This window comes from Streptomyces sp. NPDC107528, from assembly GCF_055639295.1.
The window spans coordinates 229,783-248,305 of the sequence record NZ_JBVKAV010000012.1 but is presented as its reverse complement, the minus strand read 5'-3'; the positions used below and the strand labels follow the sequence as shown (position 1 = coordinate 248,305).

Genomic DNA, 18,523 nt, shown 5'->3' with positions numbered 1-18,523 from the left:
GACGATTCCACCCTTTGTCACAGGTCAGAGGCGACGGTGAGCGTGTACCACCAGCAGACGAAGAACCTGCTGGTGTCGTACGCACCGAAGAAGCTGGGCTTTTTCTAGGCGCAGGAACAAGGGCGCCTGACCAGGCAAGGTGCCGGTCAGGCGTCCGCCGGCTTCCCGACTCCGGAAGCCGGCAACGATGACGGTGGCCGACGAGGCTCGCGTCAGCCCAGGTTGAGAATCCTTGGGCCGGGGGCGGCTCTTCCACCTAGGATCCCGATCATGTTCAAGTCAGGGGTGGGGTTCCTCGCGTTGTTCGGGCTCGGCTGGTGGCTGCTGGGGTCGAGTGCATTCGACGGGGTGATGCGGCCAGTTCTGGTCGTGGGAGGCTGTGCCGTTGCGGTGGGGCTGATGCTCACCGCGCGCCGTTTTCTCCCCTCATCGGCAGGGGGGCCATTTCCTGTCGGCCGACGTCGGCGGTTCAACCAGATCAACGGGCTTCAGTGGCTGCTGATCATCGCCATCGCCGTGGTCTGCGGTCAGGTCGGCGTGCCGGTGCTCATTCCTCCACTGGTCGCGGTTGTCGTGGGGCTCCACTTCCTGCCGTTGGCGTCGGTGTTCGAGCAGCCCCGACTGCGGATACCGGCGGCCCTGTTGATCGCCTCCGGGGCTGCGGGCATGACCGTCTGGCTCACGAACGGCCCGGACGAGACCGTTCGCCTCGTGGTGGGCCTCGCTTCTGCGATCTCTCTGTGGGGCATGGCGACATGGACGGTCGCGGGGGCGGCATCCGCTGCCGACCGAGGGGCAGTCAATGAGGTGTCTGACGGGGCGTGACAGCCACCCTGCCCTGCCTGTCCCGATGGCAGAGTAAGTACGCGTGCGCGAGATCCGTTCGACCCCGCTCCTCCTTGAGAGTTCGATGCCGCTCCTCCTCGAGAGTAGGAGGCGGTGCCGCCCAATCGGGTCCTGGTCGTGCTCACCGCGCTGAAGCGCGCATCGGTGGCCCGCATCCGCACGGCTGGCGTCCTCCTGTGCGGACATGTCCCGGCCACCCTCGCGGCCGGGATCCTGGCGGGCTCGCGGTGCCGGCCGGGCTTCATAGCGCCCTGCGGGGCGCCGGTGGCCTGGGCGTCGCCATTTTCCGACCGTAACTGCCTCTCCCCCGGGGCGACTTCTCTGGTCCCTCGCACAGCTCTAGGCTTGAGACGCGGGTTCCGCGGGGGAACCTTGCCGTCCGTGGACCGGGGGCGACGTGGATGTGCCGACGCTGATCCTGCTGGGTGCGGTGGGAGGTGTGCTGCGCGGGGCCGTCGATCTCTACGTCCAGTTCGCGAACTGGCGTTCGGCTCGCGGCGCCCATCAGCGCGAACAGCTCTCGGAGCACGTGAGACCCCGCCTGACGCAGTACTTCGACCCGGCCGTCGACCTGGCCGCGGCCGGCGTGCACAGCGTGATGGGCGCCGGGATGGCGGTCCTGTTCGGCACCACGGGCCAGATCAGCGGCCCGTACGCGGCCATCGTCGTCGGCGCCTCCGCCCCGGTGCTCCTGACCCAGCTGGCCCGCATCCAGTCGGTGAGCGAGGCACTGGGGGGAGGGCAGGCGGGTGCGGGCCCGGCAGGCCAATCGGCCGGTGTGGGCGCCGGACCGGCCGAGCCCGCGGCGACCATGGGGGCCACCCCGGTCGATCCCGCGGTGCCCATGGGGGCCACCCCGGTCGATCCCGCGGTGCCCATGGGGGCCGCCCCGGTCGATCCCGCGGTGCCCATGGGCGCCGGCCCGGTCGACCCCGCTCAGCGGGCCGTGCCGTCCATGGCGCAGCCGGCGCTCCCAGAGCAGGGGGCCGCCGTACTCGACGATCCGCAAGCGGTCACTGCCTCGGGAGCCACCGCCCCGGGAGCCACCGCCTCGGGGGCCGCCGCCCCGGGAGCCACCGCCCCGGGAGCCACCGCCCCGGGAGCCACCGCCTCGGGAGCCACCGCCCCGGGGGCCGCCGCGCTTCAGCCCGACGCCGAAGCGGGACAGTCGCAGCGAACGCCGTCGCAACTGCGGTCCGCCGCCTTCCGGCCAGACACGGAGACGACCCAGCCGCACCCGAACGGGCAGCCCGCCGAACCTGGACATGGCCATGATGGCCGGGGGACGCCGCCGCTGAGGCGTGAGCGGGCCGTCGGTGAGGAGGAGAGGCCATGACCACGCGCCCCTCCGTGAGCCGCCGTATCGCCGCGGCGGTACTCGGCGTGAAACGCCCCGGCCACGGACCGCGGGACGTCACCGCACGACGCGACCTGCCCTACGGCCGTCGCCTGCTGGCCGCGGTGCTCGGTGTGCGGGCGGAGGCCCGACAGATCGCGGCCCTGCCGAAGGCCCTAACGCGGATCGACGAGGCGGACGTGAGCTCTGCCGGAGGTCGGATCGACGAAACGGACGCGAGCTCTGCCGGGGCGCGGTTTGAGATGTCTACCGAGACACGGGCCGGGGCCACTGACCCGAGTCCCCAGACTCCCTCGCAGAACGAGACATCCGAGCTTCCGACCACACCGGTGACTCCTCTGCCCTCGGTCGCTGTGGAGCCGGACTCGCCCCCTCACCCACCGGTGGAACGGGAGGAGTCGTGGGAGCGCGTCGGCCCCGAGGAGCCGCCGTCGACCCCGCCACGACGTCCGCCCCGAAGGTCGTATGCAGGGGTGGGGGTGCGCAGCACTCCACAACATCTGCTGGTGGAGGACCGCCGGGACTACGAGCGGCTCCTCGATGAGGCGCTGCACACCGCACCGAACCGCCAGGGACTGACGGCCGTCGGCCGACGGCTCCACCCCGAACAGCTGCGCACCATGGCTCTCAACGCAAGCCCGATCATCACCGCTGCCGCGGCGACGGAGTACCAGCACTACGTCCGTGTCCGTGAGGAGCTGCGCGACCCTGCGGCGCACCCGCTAGGGTCCGACGTCACCGAGGCGGCGCCGGCCAGCAGCATGGGAACCGTTGGAGAGACCACGGGCGCGGGTGCCATCGCCGTCGCGGTGGTCCTGACGCCCGTGCTGGCGGGCACCGCCGCGACGATCTTCCTCGGCGTCGGCCACCTCCTGGAGCTGGCGGGCCGTGCCTCCTCCTTCAGCGGCGGCCTCATCACCACAGGGTGGGTCTTCGGCGCCGTTACGGCGGCAGCGATCCTGGTGGCCGCCGTCGGGCTCCTACTCAGCGCCCTCCGCAACCGGCCGCCGACTGAGACCGAGGAGTACAGCGAGTCGAGCGCCGAGGTGGATCGTGCCAGGGAAGCCTGGCGCGCGGCGCTGCTGGAGCGCGGCATCCACCCCTTCCTGCGGGATGCGCTCGCCGATCCCGGCACGGCGTCGGCGCAGTATCGAGGCACGCCCTCGGGCGGCCGCCTCCCTCAACTCGGATACGGCCGCCCGGGCTTCAGCAGCCCGGAGGACGAAACCGAGCAGAGGCCGCGCCCGAGCTTCACCGGCACGGACTTCGCCGGCTCTGACTTCACCACTCCCGACTTCACCAGCCCTGACTTCGCAGGCCCCGAACACGAGCCGGAGTAGCGCCGTAAGCCCCGCACGCCGCATCGCCGTGTCTGACTGCTGTGAGCCCCGTCCGCCGGTCGAGCATGTGACAGCTCGTTGAATGTGGTCCCGATCGGCCCAGAGGAAAATGGATCTTCGTCCACTGCCGGTTGTGGCAAGGTGCCCGCATGTCCAACCCCATCGCTTACCCGGTCTTCCGCACCACCGACCCCGTGCTGGCCCTGCGCGTGGCGCGGCAGCTGACGGCTGTGGGCGACCGGCGGTACGCGGAGGTTTCCGTGGACGTCGAGCTGCGCACCGCTGGGGAAGTGCTGCGGCTACGCGAGGCGCTGCCGGATGCCTGGTTCCGGAAAGCAAACGTCGAGGACTGGGCGCGGGACCCGTCCGACCCGACGGGCTTGCACGGCGGTGTCCACGCGCCCGAGCTCTCCACTGACCTGGCCTTCCTCTCCTCGCACCTGCCGCTCTGGGCATCGTTGGAATACCGGCCCGTGGGCAGCGTTGAGGAAGAGTTCGCTGCCTTGGTGGCCCGAACATCGGCGAGATCTGGTGGTCGAGCTTGATCTGGCCTGACGTACCGGACCGTGGCATCTACCGCGAAGCCGACAATGCCCGGGTTTCCCTGCTGTTCAATTGCCGCACCACGGAGCTCGACGAACGCGCCGATGACCACACTGTGCTCGTGCACGTGCGCCGCAGGAATCGCGACGGGGCCGAGGAACGGCACGCTTCGTGGCTGGCGGAGCAGATCGGCCAGTCCGTCATCGGCCCACCACAGGAGTAACCGCCGATGCCATGGCTGCGGGATCCTTGAGCCTGCGCTCGCCGCCGTCGGAGTGCCGATCGATGGTCGGCAGCAGACGCGCCGTATCGAGGGCACCGGCGGGCCCGGCGCCGTGCCGGGATCGGGTCGGGTCGGGTCGGGTCGGCGTAGCGGACCGCGTTTGGTCGGCTCCACGCGGACACCGAGACACCGAGCCGGCCGGCCAGGCATGCCCACGGGTCGCGCTCGGCCAGCCGAAGGCATCCGGGTCCGGTGCCTGCGCGTCCGAGCCACACCGCCTCCGTCCGCAGCCCGCCCCGGACGGCTCCCGCCATGGCGCGAGCAACTGCTCATACAACATCGGGTCGCCGGGTCGGTCAGCGCGAGTGCCGCCGTCCCGCACCCCGCAGCCCATTGGACCGAGGTATCCACCATCACCCAGAATGACCCAGAATTAGCGCAAAGGTTCGATCGACGGCTGGGGTGGAGGTCCATACGGTCCGAACAAGCCGCGGTGAGAGCCGACCGCGCGGGGCCCGGGACGCTCATGCGCCGACTCTGCCAGGATCGGTACCGGAGGCCTGCCATGTCGTCACGGGCCGCAGTCAGCAACTGCTCCCCGTTTGACACGGTTCGGGCCAGTGGCATGGTGGAAGGCGGGGGTGACGGTCAGGAGGCGGTCAGGAGGCCCCGTATGGCAACCGGTTCGGCTTGGCGTTCGGCAGCGCGGCAAATGCCGCTCAGGCTCACCGTCGGTGCGTTCTTCCTCAACTCCGGGCTGTCGAAACGCCACGCGGACCAGGCCACCGCTGAGCGACTCCACCAGCTCGCCATCGGCACCTACCCTTTCCTGGGCAAGCTCGACGCCCGGAAGTTCACCCGGCAGCTCTCCACCGAGGAGATCGCCATCGGCGCCGCGCTGCTCCTGCCCTTCATCCCTGCCGCCGTGGCCGGGACCGCGCTCACCGCATTCTCGTGCGGCACTCTCGGGCTGTACCTGCGTACGCCAGGCATGCGTCAGGAAGGCGGTCTGCGCCCCACTGAGCTGGGAACCGTGCTGGCCAAGGACGTCTGGTTGCTGGGCATCGGCATCTCCCTCATCGCCGAAGGCGTGACCGGTCGCCGGGGACCCGCGGCCTCTGCCCCCCTGGGGCCGTGGCGCCGCATGCTGCGACGCTGATCAGGCCCTTGCGCCCGGCCTTTCCAGCGCGGAGTCAGCCGTCAGTCCGGTCGTTGCGCCGGGCCGTGGGCCCGCGGATAGGGTCGACGGATGCGCCAGTTCGCGGAGCCTGAAGCCTTGTCGGGGATCGTGCATGAGGCACTGGGGGCGGGGTTCCATGTTGTCGGCGTGGACCGGTTGCGAGGTGGCAGCAAGAAGGGGGTCTACCGGGTTCGCGTGGAGGGATCACGTTCAGCGAGTGTGATCGTCTACAGCTGGGCCGAGGGCGAGAACTTCTGGCCGGCTGCGGAAGGCATCGACGCGGCCCACCCGTTCGCTCCCGCCTCCGGACTGGTCCCTTTTCTGGCCGCTCAGCGCAGGCTGGACGGTCTTGGAGTGCGGGTTCCAGGGTTACTCACGGTTGACGACAGCCGGCGCCACTACCCGGCGGATGTGGCGGTGGTTGAGGACGTTACCGGCGGCACACTGGAAGCGGTCCTGAGTACTGAGCCTGCACGCGCATCGGATGCCCTGAGCGAGCTGGCAGCAATGCTCGACGTGATGCACCAGCACCACAGTGAGCAGTACGGCCGGGTAGACGTGCTCGAACGGAGCGGCAAACGAAGCGGCAAACGGGGCGACAAGGCGAGTGGCGCTTCTTGCGAGCAGCTGGTGCTTGAGCGTGCCCTCAGGGATCTCTCCGAGGCGGCCGAACGCGACACCAGGATCGGATCGGTCGCGGCCCCCTTGCACGATCGCCTGCGGGAGCTGGCCACACGGGTGTCTCCACGCACGGAACACGGGCTGATCCACGGCGAACTCGGGCCCGACCACGTCCTGGTCGATCCATCCGGGCACCCCGTCCTCATCGACATCGAGGGCTTGATGTTCTTCGACGTGGAGTGGGAGCACGTGTTCCTGCAGCTCCGTTTCGGCGATCGGTACCCAGCCCTGTCACGTCCCGGACTCGATCCAGCACGGCTCGACCTCTTCATGCTCGCCATGCGTCTCTCTCTGGTGGCCGGCCCCCTGCGCCTCCTCGACGGCGACTTTCCACACCGCAGGCTGATGCAGGAAATCGCCGATCACAACGCGAAGGAGGCGCTGGCCCTGCTGGTCCAGTAGCGGCACGCCAGCCATATGGAGCTCGCGAAATCCACCGCTGACCAGCAGGAACCAGGATGACGGAGCCTCATTGAACGGCGTGACCCCGAGCAGCTAAGGTCCAACCCCGAGTGATCCCACAGTCGTCGAAGCGTGCTGCCCCACAACTGGCCTGCGTCGACACGGGGGAAGGTGTGAGGCCAAGGAGTGCGACATGGGCGGGCAGAGCGAAGTACGCACATGGAACGGATGATTGCGCGGATGACAGGCCCCACGAGGCCGCGCCGGCGCAGGTGGCTGGTGTGGTTCCTGGCCTTGTGCGTGGTGTGGACGCTCGGCGCGATCGCCTGGGCCGCCGTCGCACTGCTCACGCCGGCCGGTGACGGCCCGGAGGAGGCAGTGGAGCGCAAGGCAGGGATGCACCACGATCAGCACCAACTCGCGGGGCGCTACTACATTCCGACGTACGCCAAGGTGGAGAAGGACGGCGCCGCGGTGCTCCGGTACGAGGTGGGCAACAGCCAGGACTCGAGTGTCAAGGACTTCCTTCGCACGTACGACATCACCGCCGAGCCGAAGCGCACCGGCCCGTCCGACGTGACGTACTCCGACCGCTTCGGCGACGTACGGCGAACGTTCACGGTCACCTGCAACCCGTCGCCCGAGCCTGGCGGGTACGACTACGCGCGGATCACCGTCAGAGCCACGGGCATCGACGCAAGCTGATGGGCCGGCGCGGGCCGGCGTCCGCCGCCTTCAAAAGCGTTCTTCCGGTGACGCCTCCATTGGCGTGCAGGGTCGTGCTGTCGCCGTTCTCGGTCATGGAACGCACCTTTCACAAAAGGCGGGAATCGCAGGACGGAAAGCGCACGGGACCGGCACGCGGAATCGGCAGCCGGAATCGGCAGCCGGAATCGGAACGAAGGCCCATTGGATTACACGGCGCCGGTGCGCGGGGATGTGGAAGGGGCCGGCTTCGATGAGGGATTCAGAACCGGCCCCTTCGTCAGGGGGTGAAGCGAATACCGGACCCGGTCACTGCTGCGGGCGGCGGTACGCCTTCACGACACTGGCATAGCTGTTCCTGGCGTGGCCCTGGGCGATGATGCCCTCCATCAGCGCCTCGGAGTACTTGGGCAGTTCGGTGTCGACGCCGAGCGCCTCGCTCTCCTCGACGAGGTGCTTGAGCGCGCCGAGGTGCGTCTCCAGGGTGGCGTCGTTGGCCGGGAACTTTCCGTCGCCGGCGTCGATCTGCGCGGCGTAGTCGGCCGTGAACATCTTGATGGCGTCGAGCCACATGTGCGCCCACGGCAGGAACTCCTGCGCCTTGACGCCGCCGGTCTCCACGATGGCGACGCCGTGCAGGAAGCTGTTGAGGGCACCCCACATCAGGCCGAGCAGCGACACGTCGAACAGAGCGGGCTTGCCGTGGTCGGTGCCGAGGTAGGTGGTGCCGCCGCCGAGGAGCTTCAGGACGGGCTCGTGGGCGTCGAAGACGGCCTGGTCGCCGGCGTAGAAGAGGACCGAGGTCTCGGCACCGATGCCGGGCGGGGTGATCATGATGGCGCCGTCGAGGTACTTGGCGCCGTTCTTCTCCGCCCACTCGGCGGACTGGCGGGCCTGCTCGGAGGAGCCCGTCGTCAGGTTGACCACGGTCTTGCCGTGCAGGGCGTCGCCCAGCGAGCCCATGACGTCGTGCACCACGTCGTACGTCGACACACATACGACCACGAGGTCGCTCGCGGCGACGGCGTCGGCGGGGTTCGCGGCGAGCACCGCACCGTCCGCGACGAGGCCGTCGGCCTTGTCCGCCGAACGGTTCCACACGGTGGTGGCGTGACCCGCCTTCAGGAAGGCGGCGGCGAGGGCCTGCCCCATCAGGCCGAGGCCGAGCACCGACACCGAGGTGTGGTTGTCACCCATGAATCAATTCCTCCAGTACGAAGTGGTGTTGCTGAACGGGCCGACCCGCGGGGCGTGCCGGTGGGAATGCGGCCCCGGGCGCGAGCCGCGGAAGGAAGGGGCGTCGACTCAGAGGAAGGATGCCGCGGCTGGAGGCGCTGCTCGCCGACGTCGGCGTGCTCCTGGAGGTGGGTGAGCCAGCGGCTCGACAGGAACTCGGCGACGTCGATGTCCGGGTCCGCGAAGGCGAGCCATTCCGCCGCGACGTGCCCGAACCGTCCTTTGCTGATGCTGCCGATGGTGATCGCCAGCATCAGTCGCTCATTCCCGGCCACCCGGCCTCCCGCCCACGCCTTCCGCCCACGCCTTCCGCCCGCACCGCCCCCGCCGCCGCCGCCGAACCGCATTCCTCAAGGAACCCTGGCGTATGCCCCTTCGGATTCGCTTCGGACGGCTTCGGAAATGCTGCGGGCAGGCACTTCGGGCGGCCGGTGGCCGAGCCCCTTTCGTCGCAAGTCGCGGCGATCGAGGGCCGGTTACGCTGAGATCATGGAATTCGGGGTGCTGGGGCCGCTGGAGGTGCGGACGGTCGGCAGACGTGTCGTGCGGGTGCCCGAAGTCAAGGTGCGGATGCTCCTCGCCGTTCTGCTCGCCCACCACGGGCAGGTCGTCCCGGCGGGCGGGCTCATCGAGGGCCTGTGGGGCGGCTCGACGTTCACGACACGGCCCACCGCGTCGCTCCAGGCCAAGGTGTCCCAGCTGCGGCGCGCGCTGGAGGACGCGGAGGCGGGCGGCCGCGAACTGCTCGCGCACCGGCGGCCCGGTTACGTCCTGGACATCCCTGCCGGAGCGCTCGACGCAGGGCGGTTCCGCGAACTGGTCGCCCGGGCCAGGTCCGGGGCCGACCCGGTGACACGGGCGGCGCTGTACACCGAGGCGCTGGGGCTGTGGCGCGGCCCCGCATTCGCGGAGTTCGCGGACCAGCCGTCCGTGCGGCCGACGGCGGCGAGTCTGGAGGAGGAGCGCCTCACGGCGGTGGAGGAGCACGCCGGGGTTCGGCTGGAGTTGGGCGAACACAGCTTGCTGGTGGGCGAGTTGACGGAGCTGGTGGAGCTGCATCCGCTGCGCGAAGGGCTGCGGGGCGCGCTGATGTGGGCGCTGTACCAGGCGGGACGCTCCTCCGACGCGCTCGATTGCTTCAACGATCTGCGTCGCCGGCTCGACAACGAGCTGGGGCTGACCCCGGGACCGTCCCTGGAGGCCTTGCAACAGGCGATCCTGCGCCACGACCCCGTGCTCGCCCGGCCGGAGCCGCCCGCGCAGTCGGCCACGTGGGCGCCGGCCGCTCCGGGGGCGACCGGTTCGGCCTCGCCCCTGGTGGGCCGCGAACAGGATGTGCAGGCGATCCGGACGCTGCTCTCACAGCGCCGTCTGGTGACGCTCACGGGCCCGGGTGGGGTCGGCAAGACCCGCCTCGCCCAGGCCACGGCGCAGAGCCTGGCCGGCGCATTCGGCGAGGGCACCTGGCTGGTGGAGCTCGCGGACGCCGGGGGCCTGGAGCGGTTCGCCGACGCGGAGTCGCTGGCCGAGCAGGTCATGGCGACGGTGGGCATCCGGGAGAACACCTCGGACGACGACGCCGAGGGCCCGACGGAACGCCTGGCGAGCGCGCTGGCCAGGCGACGGCTGCTGCTCGTGCTGGACAACTGCGAACATGTCGTGGAGGCCGTCGCGCAGTTGGCCGGCGTGCTGTTGGGCCGGGCCCCGCACCTGCATATCCTGACGACCAGTCAGGAACCGCTGCGCACCCGGGACGAGACGTTGTATCCGGTGTCGCCGCTGTCGCTGCCCCCGGAGGACCTGCCGGACCTCGACGCGCTGACGAGCTCGGGCGCCGTACGCCTCTTCGTGGACAGAGCCAGGGCGACGGACCCGGGATTCGTGCTCGACACCACCACGGCCCCGCTCGTCGCGGATGTCTGCCGGCGCCTCGACGGCATCCCGCTCGCTCTGGAACTGGCCGCCACCCGCGTGCGCTCGCTGGGCATCAGGGAACTGCACGACCGTCTCGACGACCGCTTCAGGGTCCTCAACAGCGGTTATCGGGACGCCCCTTCACGGCACCGGACCCTTCAGGCCACGCTCGACTGGAGCTGGGGTCTGCTCGATGCCCCGGAGCAGACCGTGCTGCGCAGGCTGTCGGTGTTCAGCGAGGGATGCGGGCTGCGGGCCGCCGAGGACGTGTGCTCCGGGGGCGGGGTGTCCCCCGCCGACGTCCTCGACGCGCTGAGCCTGCTCGTGGAGCGCTCGCTGGCGGCACGCGCCGAGGGACCGCAGGGTCCTCGCTACCGGCTGCTGGAGTCCGTCGCGGTCTACGCGCGTGACAGGCTCGCCGAGTCCGGTGAGCACGCCGAGACCGCGGCCCGGCATCTGCGCCACTGCGTCCGCCTGGCCGAGCGCGCCCGGCCGCATCTGCACGAGCGGGAGCAGTCCCGCTGGTTCCAGTACCTCGACCTGGAGGCGGGCAATGTGCAGCGCGCGCTGGCCGAGGCCGCCCGGTCCGGGGCCGCGCAGGAGGCGTTGCGCCTGGTCAACTCGCTGACCTGGTACTGGTACGTCCGGGGCCGGCTCGGTGAGGGCCGCAGGGCGCTGGCCACGGCCCTGGACACGCCGGGCGAGGCGGCGCCCCAGGAGCGCGCGGAGGCCGAGTTCTGGTACACGGGTATCCGCCTGCTGCTCGGCGAGCACGACCGTGAGTGCGACGCCCTGGACGCGTACGATCCCGCGTCCACCCTGGAGTCGACGAGGGCGCAGTGGTTCCTGGCGCACGCGCAGTGGACGGTCGGGGCGCTGGTCGCGGGCGAGCGGCGGGTCGAGCGCGTCCTGGTCCGCTTCCGCGCCCTGCGCGACGCGTGGGGTACCGCCGCCGCGCTGACCACACGCGCCTGCTTGGCCCTGGCCCGCGGTGACCTGGAGTCGCTGCGCGGCAACGCCGAGGACGCCCGCGACCACTTCGCGGAACTGGGCGACCTGTGGGGCCGGTTGAAGACGACCGACGTGCTCGGCAGGCTCGCCGAGATCAGCGGCGACTACGACCGGGCGGCCCGGTTGCACCGGGAGAGCCTGCGCATCGCCCAGGCCCTGGAGACCTGGCCGGAGATGTCCACGAAGCTGTCGGGTCTCGGCAGGATCGCCCTGCTCACCCAGCGCTACGACGAGGCCGACGAGCTGCACACGCGTGCCCTGCGGCTCGCGGTGGAGCAGGGCAACCAGCCCGCCGAGCAGTTCGCCGCACTGGGCCTCGCGCTCAGCGCCCGGCGCCAGGGCCGGCTGGACGCCGCCGAGGAGTGGCTGCGGCCCTGGCTCGCCTGGAACCGCCGACGCGGTGACGGACCGGGCCTGGCTCTGGTCCTGGCCGAGCTGGGCTTCATCGCCGAGCAGCGCGGTGACGCGGGCCGGGCGCTCGCGTACCACCGGGACGGCCTCGCGGCCGCCGCTACGACCAAGGACCCCCGCTCGGTGGCGCTGGCTCTCGAAGGCCTGGCGGGTGCGTACTCTCTGGCCGGGGCCGGGGCCGGGGCCGCGGAGCGGGCGATCCGTCTGCTCGGCACGGCGGCGGCGGCCAGGGAACGGGCCGGGGCCCCGCACCCCCCTGCTGAGCGGGGCGACGTGGAGCGCATCACCGGCCGTCTGCGCGCCACGATCGAGGGGGCCGCGTACGCCCACGAGTTCACCGTCGGCGCCCAGCGGGACCACGAGAGCCAGGCCGCGGCGGAGTCGGCGCACCCGGCGACGCCATGAGCCGGTCGCGACCGGCCGCGGGTGTCAGCGTCGGCGGCGGGTGTTGAGGCGGGCGGACTGGCGGGTCAGGTAATCGCGTTCGGCGAGGTTGAGGGCCTGCTGGGCCGCCTCGGCGTAGAGCCGTGCGGCCGTCGCCAGGTCGCCGTCGCGTTCGTGGAGGTACGCCGCCACCGCGGTGTGGCGGGGCAGCGAGTCGTCCAGTTCCGCGAGCGCTGCAAGGCCCGCGCGCGGTCCGTCGGCCTCGCCCACGGCGACCGCGCGGTTGAGGCGGACGACCGGGTTGTCCGTCAGGTGCGTGAGCTCGTCGTACCACTCGACGATCTGCACCCAGTCGGTCTCCTCGGCGGTGGGCGCGTCGGCGTGCAGTGCCGCGATGGCCGCCTGGGCCTGGAACTCGCCGAGCCGGTCGCGGGCGAGCGCCGCCTGGAGGATGTCGACACCTTCGGCGATCGCCTTGGTGTCCCACTTGCCGCGGTCCTGCTCGGCGAGCGACACGAGGCTGCCGTCGGGCGCGGTCCGCGACGCGCGCCGGGCATGGTGGAGCAGCATGAGGGCGAGCAGCCCCGCCACCTCGGGGTGGTCGATCGCGGCCGCGAGCTGCCGGGTGAGCCGGATGGCCTCGGCGGCGAGGTCGATGTCGCCGGAGTAGCCCTCGTTGAAGACCAGGTAGAGGACGCGCAGCACGGTGGCGACGTCGCCGGGCTGGTCGAACCGCACGCCGGAGACGGTGCGCTTGGCGCGGCTGATGCGCTGCGCCATGGTCGCCTCGGGCACCAGGTAGGCCTGGGCGATCTGCCGGGTGGTGAGACCGCCGACGGCGCGCAGGGTGAGCGCGACGGCGGACGACGCCGTCAGCGAGGGGTGGGCGCACAGGAAGTACAGCTGGAGCGTGTCGTCGACCGCCGGCGCGGGCCCGGAGGCCGGCTCCTCGTCGACCAGGTCCTCGCGCCGGCGGCGGGCGGCGTCCGACCGGGTCGCGTCGAGGAACTTGCGCCAGGCCACGGTGATCAGCCAGCCCTTCGCATCCCGCGGAGGGTCGGCCGGCCAGACGCGGACGGCCTCGACCAGGGCGTCCTGTACGGCGTCCTCGGCCGCCGCGAAGTCGGCTCCGCGGCGGACGAGGACGGTGAGCACGCTCGGTGTGAGGCTCCTGAGCAGGGCCTCGTCGATCGATGAGGTCACTTGAAGGAGCACTCCGTGACATTGGGCGCCGCCGCCAGGAAGGGGCGCACCTCCAGCCACTCGTGGATCGGCTTGCCGCCCGCGCCGGGGGCGGCGGACAGTTCCCCGGCCAGCTCGACGGCGCGCTCATGGCTGTCGACGTCGATCACCATCCACCCGGCGATGAGGTCCTTGGTCTCGGCGAACGGGCCGTCGGTGACCGGCGGGCGCCCCTCACCGTCGAACCGGACCCAGCTCCCTTCGGGGGCGAGCGCCTGGCTGTCGACGAGCTCGCCGGTCTTCTCGAGCCGGTCCGCGAAGTCCTGCATGTACTGCACGTGCGCCGAGATCTCCTGGGGCGTCCACTGGTCCATGGGCACGTCGTTGACCGCCGCAGGAGCGCCGCGGTAGTGCTTGAGCAGCAGGTACTTGGCCATGATGTTCTCCTCGGTGCTGGTGCGACCCATTGTGGTCGCGTTCACCCCGGGGACGGAGCAGGTCGCGGGTTCTCGACATCCGCGGCCAAACTTTTTTCACCGGCGCCCCGAGGCCCCGGTCAGGATGAAGTGAGCTGACTCACACTCTTCACTGGGCAGCCTTCAGGGGCCGCCGTATAGTTGCGCTATGAGCAACCACGCGGCAGATGGAGAAACAGCAGGTCCCGCGGTGAGTGGCGTGCAGTCCGTCGACCGTGCGGTCAGCGTCCTGGAGATCCTCGCCCACCGTGGTGAGGCGGGTGTCAGCGAGGTCGCCGCCGAGATCGACGTCCACAAGTCGACCGCGTTCCGACTCCTCGGTGCGCTGGAAGCGCGCGGTCTTGTCGAGCAGACGACCGAGCGGGGCAAGTACCGGCTCAGCTTCGGGATCGTGCGTCTGGCGGGCGCGGTCACGAGCCGTCTGGACATCACACAGCAGGGCCGACCGGTGTGCGAGCGGCTCAGCGAGGAGATCGGCGAGACGGTCAACATCGCGGTCCTGCAGGAGCATTACGCAGTCAACCTCTACCAGGTACGGGGCCCGGGAGCGGTCGGCGCGCACAACTGGGTCGGGAGGCTGACCCCCGTGCACGCCACGTCGAGCGGCAAGATCCTGCTGGCCCACCGGCCGGCGAAGGAGCGCGCCGAAGTGCTCGCGGCGTCCGGGATGCAGAAGATGACCCCGCACACGCTCACCGCGAAGACCAAGCTGGAGAAGAGCCTCGCCGAGACCCGGGAGCGCGGATACGCGGTGACGCTGGAGGAACTCGAGATCGGACTGCACGCCGTCGCGGCCCCGATCCGGTCCCGTGAGGGCGACGTCGTCGCCGCCCTCAGCGCCTCCGGTCCCGCGTACCGCTTCACCGAGGAGCGCATCCACGAGCTCGCCCCTGTGCTGATGAGAGGCGCGGACGAGATCAGCCACCGGATGGGCTCGCCGGACTGATCTCCCTCCTCGCTGGAACCCTCACCCTCGGAGCCGGGACATCGACGGATCGAACAACGGCTCCTCGGCCACGACCGCCTCGACCCGCTGGTCGAAGTAGCCGATGTGCAACGCCGTACCGGGAGCCGCGAGTTCGGCCGGCAGCCACGCGTAGGCGATGCCCTTGCCGATCGTGTAGCCGTAGGCCGCGCTGGTGACGTACCCGACCGCGCGGTCGCCGTCGTACACCGGTTCCTTCCCCATGACGACCGACTGCGGGTCGTCGATGGTGAGGCAGGTCAGCTTCCGCCGTACGTCCGTCCTACGGCGCTCCAGGGCCGCCTTCCCGATGAAGTCGTCCTTGTCGAGCTTGACGGCGAAGCCGACGCCGGCCTCGTACGGGTCGTGCTCGTAGGTCATGTCGGTGCCGAAGGAGCGGTAACCCTTCTCCAGGCGGAGGCTGTTGAAGGCGCCGCGGCCCGCGATGATGCCACCGAGGGGCTCGGCTGCCCGCCACAGGGTGTCCCACAGCTTCAGGCCCTGGTCGGCGGTGGTGTAGAGCTCCCAGCCGAGTTCGCCGACGTACGACAGGCGCATCGCCGTCACCGGGACGCTGCCGATGTAGGCGGGCTTGGCGCGGAAATACTTCAGGCCGTCGTTCGAGAAGTCCTCGTCCGTCAGGGGCTGCAGGACCTTGCGGGCGAGCGGGCCCCACAGACCGACGCAGCAGGTGCCGGGGGTGATGTCGCGGACCTGGACCGTGCCGTCGGCGGGCAGGTGACGGGTGAACCAGTCGAGGTCGAGGCTGCCGTTGGCGCCGACCTGGAACCGGTCGCGGGCGAGGCGGGCGACGGTGATGTCGCTGCGGATGCCGCCGTCGTGGTCCAGGAGGAGGGTGTACGTCACCGAGCCGACCGACTTCGCGACCTTGCCTGTGCACAGCCGCTCCAGGAAGGCCGCCGAACCGGGGCCGGCCACCTCCAGTCGCTTGAGGGCCGTCATGTCGTACAACGCGACCGTCTCGCGGGTCACTTGGGCCTCGGCGCCGACGATGGGCGACCAGTACTGCGCTGCCCAGTCGTTCGGGGTGGGCACCGAACGGCCCTCGGTCAGCGCCGCGTTGGCCTCGTACCAGTGCGGGCGCTCCCAGCCGTTGGCCTCCAGGAAGAAGGCGCCGTGCTCGCGCTGGCGGACGTGGAAGGGGCTGGTGCGGATCGGGCGCGGGTCACCCGACGGCTGGAGGGGGTGGAGGATGTCGTAGACCTCGACGAAGTTCTGGCAGTCACGGGCCAGGACGTACTCCGGGGAGAGCTGGTGCGGCTCGAAGCGGTTGACGTCGCACTCGTGCAGGTCGAAGGAGGAGCAGTACCCGTCGACGAGCCACTCGGCCATGGCCCGGCCGACGCCCGCCGAGTGGGTGACCCAGACGGCCTCGGCCACCCAGAAGCCCTTGACGTCCTGGGACTCGCCGAGGAGCGGGAAGTTGTCGGTGGTGAAGGAGAACAGGCCGTTGATGCCCTCCTCGACCTTGGCGTCCTTCGTGACGGGGAGCAGGGACCGGGTCTCGGTCCAGGCGTCCTCGAAGTCCTCCTCCGTGAACTTCAGGACCGAGGGCATGTCGTCGGCGTCGTCGACGGAGAGGATGTCGTCGGCGGAGATCGGCATGGGGCGGTGGCCGTAGTAGCCGATGCCGATGCCGTCGAAGCGGTCGCGGTAGTAGAGGTCGGCGTCCTGGTGGCGCAGGATCGGGCGGACCGCCTCCTCGGTCTGGCCGGCGAGGGCCGGGACGGGGCCGGTCCAGGCGAGCTGGTGGGCGAGGGGGGTCAGCGGGAGGTTCATGCCGACCATGCGGGCGATCCTCGGGCCCCAGATGCCGGCGCAGCACACGACGATGTCGGCGGGGATGTCGCCCTGGTCGGTGTGGACGCCGGTGACGCGGCCGCCGTCCTGCCGGATGTCGAGGACCTCGTGGCGGGCGAGGAAGCGCACGCCGCGTTCGGTGGCACGGCGGATCTGCGCCTCGACGGCGAGCACGGCCTTGGCGAGCCCGTCCGTCGGGACCAGGAGACCGCCGAGGACGCGGTCGGGGTTGACCAGGGGGTGCTGCTCGACGCACTCCTCGGCGCTCAGGAGCCGGGACTCGATGCCCCAGGCGGCGATCCAGCCGTGGCGGCGCCGCAGTTCCGTCAGGCGCTCGGGCGTGGTCGCCACCTCCAGGCCGCCGACCTGGAGGAAGCAGGGCTTGCCGTCGACGTCGAGGGAGCAGAGTTTCTCGACCGTGTAGCGGGCCAGCTCGGTCATGGTCTTGGAGGAGTTGGTCTGGAAGACCAGGCCCGGGGCGTGCGAACTGGAGCCCCCGGTGGCGGGGAGCGGGCCCTGGTCGACCACGGTCACTTCGGTCCAGCCTCGCGCGGAGATCTCGTCCGCGAGCGCCGCACCGACGACCCCCGCTCCGATGATGACCACTCGGGGACCCGCCATCGCCGCACCTCCGGTTGGCTAACCAGTCGATCCGTCCAGTTGCTGCTCACGCAACTTGGTTCAGGTTGCGCAACTCAATGTGCCTGTCGTGCAGGTGGGTGTCAAGGGGTCCGCGACCTCGGGAAACGCGCCCGGAGACACGGCGATGCCCGGTGGGCGGTGCGCATCCCGCGCGCACCGCCCACCGGGCATCCGTGAAGGGCATGAAGGGCCTGCCGATGGCCTGCCAGGAGCCCGGCAGGCGCCTACTTGAGCCAGGCGTCCACCTTGTCGCGGTTGGCCTCGACCCACTTCTTGGCGGCGGCCTCGGGGGTCATCTTGTCGACCGCGATGTACTTCGCCACGGCGTTCTGGTCGTCGTTGCTCCAGGTGAAGTTCTTCACCAGGTCATAGGCGGGGCTGCCCGACTTGGCGAACTTCGCGCTGACGATCTTGTCCAGCTCGTACACGGGGTAGTCGCAGGCGATCTTCTCCGCGTCGGCGTCGCAGCCCGTCTTGTACTCCGGCAGCTTGACCTTGACGAGCGGCACCTCGGACATGAACCACTGCGGCTCGTAGAAGTAGCCGATCACCCATTCCTTGTTCTTCTCCGCCTTGCGGAAGGCCTGGATGAGGGCGGCCTCGCTGCCCGCGTACACCACCTTGTAGTCCAGCTTCAGGTTCTTCACCAGGGCCTCGTCGTTGGTGACGAACGACGGGTCGCCGTCGAGCAGTTGGCCCTTGCCGCCGGACTCGGACGTCTTGAACTCGGCCGCGTACTTGTCGAGGTTGTTCCAGTCGGTGATGTCCGGGTGCTCCTTGGCCAGCCACGGCGGCACGTACCAGCCGATCAGGCCTTTGTTGCCGGTCGGGCCCGCGTCGACGGCGGTCTTCTGGTCGGTGATGTACTTCTTCTTCAGGTCGTCGTGGCCCCAGTTCTCGATGACGGCGTCGACCTCGCCCGTCCCGAAGCCCTGCCAGGCGATCTCCTCCTTCAGGTCCTTCTTGACCACCTTGCAGCCGAGGTCCTGCTCCGCGACGTACGCGACAACCGCCGCGTTGGCCTCGTAGCCCACCCACGGGTTGATCGCGAGGTTGAAGGTGCCGCACTTGCCCGAGCCGTCCGAGCCGCCGGCGCTGTCGTCGCCGACCTTCGCGCCGCTGCATGCGGTGAGGGTGAGACCGAGGACGGCGATGCCGGCCACGCCGTATCTCCAGTGTGTTGCTTGCCTTGCCATGATCAGTGA

16 protein-coding genes are annotated in these 18,523 nt (G+C 70.5%); 11 read left to right on the top strand and 5 right to left on the bottom strand.

Annotated features, from left to right (window positions below):
• Positions 1 to 270 precede the first annotated feature (270 nt).
• The 8 genes from ACZ7L5_RS34485 to ACZ7L5_RS34450 all read left to right on the top strand — a co-directional run bounded on the left by ACZ7L5_RS34485 (position 271) and on the right by ACZ7L5_RS34450 (position 7,277).
• Positions 271 to 825 carry a hypothetical protein gene (locus tag ACZ7L5_RS34485; protein ID WP_471521861.1) on the top strand — a complete coding sequence of 185 codons (555 nt, stop codon included), beginning with the start codon at positions 271 to 273 and terminating at the stop codon, positions 823 to 825.
• Positions 826 to 1,243: 418 nt separating this feature from the next.
• Positions 1,244 to 2,182 carry a hypothetical protein gene (locus tag ACZ7L5_RS34480; protein ID WP_471521859.1) on the top strand — a complete coding sequence of 313 codons (939 nt, stop codon included), beginning with the start codon at positions 1,244 to 1,246 and terminating at the stop codon, positions 2,180 to 2,182.
• On the top strand, positions 2,179 to 3,543 hold the full coding sequence (locus tag ACZ7L5_RS34475) for a hypothetical protein (protein WP_471521857.1): 1,365 nt from the start codon (positions 2,179 to 2,181) through the stop codon (positions 3,541 to 3,543). Before ACZ7L5_RS34480 ends, ACZ7L5_RS34475 begins: the two co-directional genes overlap by 4 nt.
• A gap of 149 nt (positions 3,544 to 3,692) precedes the next feature.
• Positions 3,693 to 4,088: a hypothetical protein gene (locus ACZ7L5_RS34470; RefSeq protein WP_471521855.1), complete on the top strand. Its 396-nt coding sequence runs from the start codon at positions 3,693 to 3,695 to the stop codon at positions 4,086 to 4,088.
• Positions 4,085 to 4,309: a hypothetical protein gene (locus ACZ7L5_RS34465; protein WP_471521853.1), complete on the top strand. Its 225-nt coding sequence runs from the start codon at positions 4,085 to 4,087 to the stop codon at positions 4,307 to 4,309. Before ACZ7L5_RS34470 ends, ACZ7L5_RS34465 begins: the two co-directional genes overlap by 4 nt.
• Before the next feature lie 673 nt (positions 4,310 to 4,982).
• A complete protein-coding gene (locus tag ACZ7L5_RS34460; RefSeq protein ID WP_471521851.1) occupies positions 4,983 to 5,468 on the top strand; it encodes a hypothetical protein in 486 nt (161 codons plus the stop codon).
• Between the two features lie 90 nt (positions 5,469 to 5,558).
• Positions 5,559 to 6,572: a phosphotransferase family protein gene (locus ACZ7L5_RS34455; RefSeq protein WP_471521849.1), complete on the top strand. Its 1,014-nt coding sequence runs from the start codon at positions 5,559 to 5,561 to the stop codon at positions 6,570 to 6,572.
• Between the two features lie 240 nt (positions 6,573 to 6,812).
• A complete protein-coding gene (locus ACZ7L5_RS34450) occupies positions 6,813 to 7,277 on the top strand; it encodes a hypothetical protein (RefSeq protein ID WP_471521847.1) in 465 nt (154 codons plus the stop codon).
• Between the two features lie 309 nt (positions 7,278 to 7,586).
• On the opposite strand, the gene ACZ7L5_RS34445 is transcribed toward ACZ7L5_RS34450, so the two are convergent.
• Positions 7,587 to 8,474, bottom strand: coding sequence for an NAD(P)-dependent oxidoreductase (locus ACZ7L5_RS34445; protein WP_471521845.1), 888 nt, complete (start codon positions 8,472 to 8,474; stop codon positions 7,587 to 7,589).
• A gap of 119 nt (positions 8,475 to 8,593) precedes the next feature.
• Here ACZ7L5_RS34445 and ACZ7L5_RS34440 point away from each other — a divergent pair, with 119 nt between their 5' ends.
• Entirely contained in the window at positions 8,594 to 8,998 is a 405-nt protein-coding gene (locus tag ACZ7L5_RS34440; RefSeq protein WP_471521843.1) for a hypothetical protein, read from the top strand.
• Between the two features lie 4 nt (positions 8,999 to 9,002).
• Complete coding sequence (locus ACZ7L5_RS34435) at positions 9,003 to 12,254, top strand: AfsR/SARP family transcriptional regulator (RefSeq protein ID WP_471521842.1); 3,252 nt, start codon at positions 9,003 to 9,005, stop codon at positions 12,252 to 12,254.
• A 24-nt stretch (positions 12,255 to 12,278) separates the two neighbouring features.
• Here the strand turns inward: ACZ7L5_RS34435 and ACZ7L5_RS34430 are convergent, their stop codons facing one another.
• Both ACZ7L5_RS34430 and ACZ7L5_RS34425 read right to left on the bottom strand, forming a co-directional pair.
• Positions 12,279 to 13,424, bottom strand: coding sequence for an RNA polymerase sigma factor (locus ACZ7L5_RS34430; RefSeq protein WP_471522104.1), 1,146 nt, complete (start codon positions 13,422 to 13,424; stop codon positions 12,279 to 12,281).
• An 8-nt stretch (positions 13,425 to 13,432) separates the two neighbouring features.
• Entirely contained in the window at positions 13,433 to 13,852 is a 420-nt protein-coding gene (locus tag ACZ7L5_RS34425) for a YciI family protein (protein ID WP_362379035.1), read from the bottom strand.
• Between the two features lie 187 nt (positions 13,853 to 14,039).
• On the opposite strand from ACZ7L5_RS34425, the gene ACZ7L5_RS34420 reads away from it, so the two are divergent.
• Positions 14,040 to 14,837 carry an IclR family transcriptional regulator gene (locus ACZ7L5_RS34420; RefSeq protein ID WP_328883180.1) on the top strand — a complete coding sequence of 266 codons (798 nt, stop codon included), beginning with the start codon at positions 14,040 to 14,042 and terminating at the stop codon, positions 14,835 to 14,837.
• A 21-nt stretch (positions 14,838 to 14,858) separates the two neighbouring features.
• On the opposite strand, the gene ACZ7L5_RS34415 is transcribed toward ACZ7L5_RS34420, so the two are convergent.
• Both ACZ7L5_RS34415 and ACZ7L5_RS34410 read right to left on the bottom strand, forming a co-directional pair.
• Positions 14,859 to 17,297, bottom strand: coding sequence for a GcvT family protein (locus ACZ7L5_RS34415; RefSeq protein ID WP_471521840.1), 2,439 nt, complete (start codon positions 17,295 to 17,297; stop codon positions 14,859 to 14,861).
• Positions 17,298 to 17,542: 245 nt separating this feature from the next.
• On the bottom strand, positions 17,543 to 18,514 hold the full coding sequence (locus ACZ7L5_RS34410; protein ID WP_363038483.1) for an ABC transporter substrate-binding protein: 972 nt from the start codon (positions 18,512 to 18,514) through the stop codon (positions 17,543 to 17,545).
• Between the last annotated feature and the right edge of the window lie 9 nt (positions 18,515 to 18,523).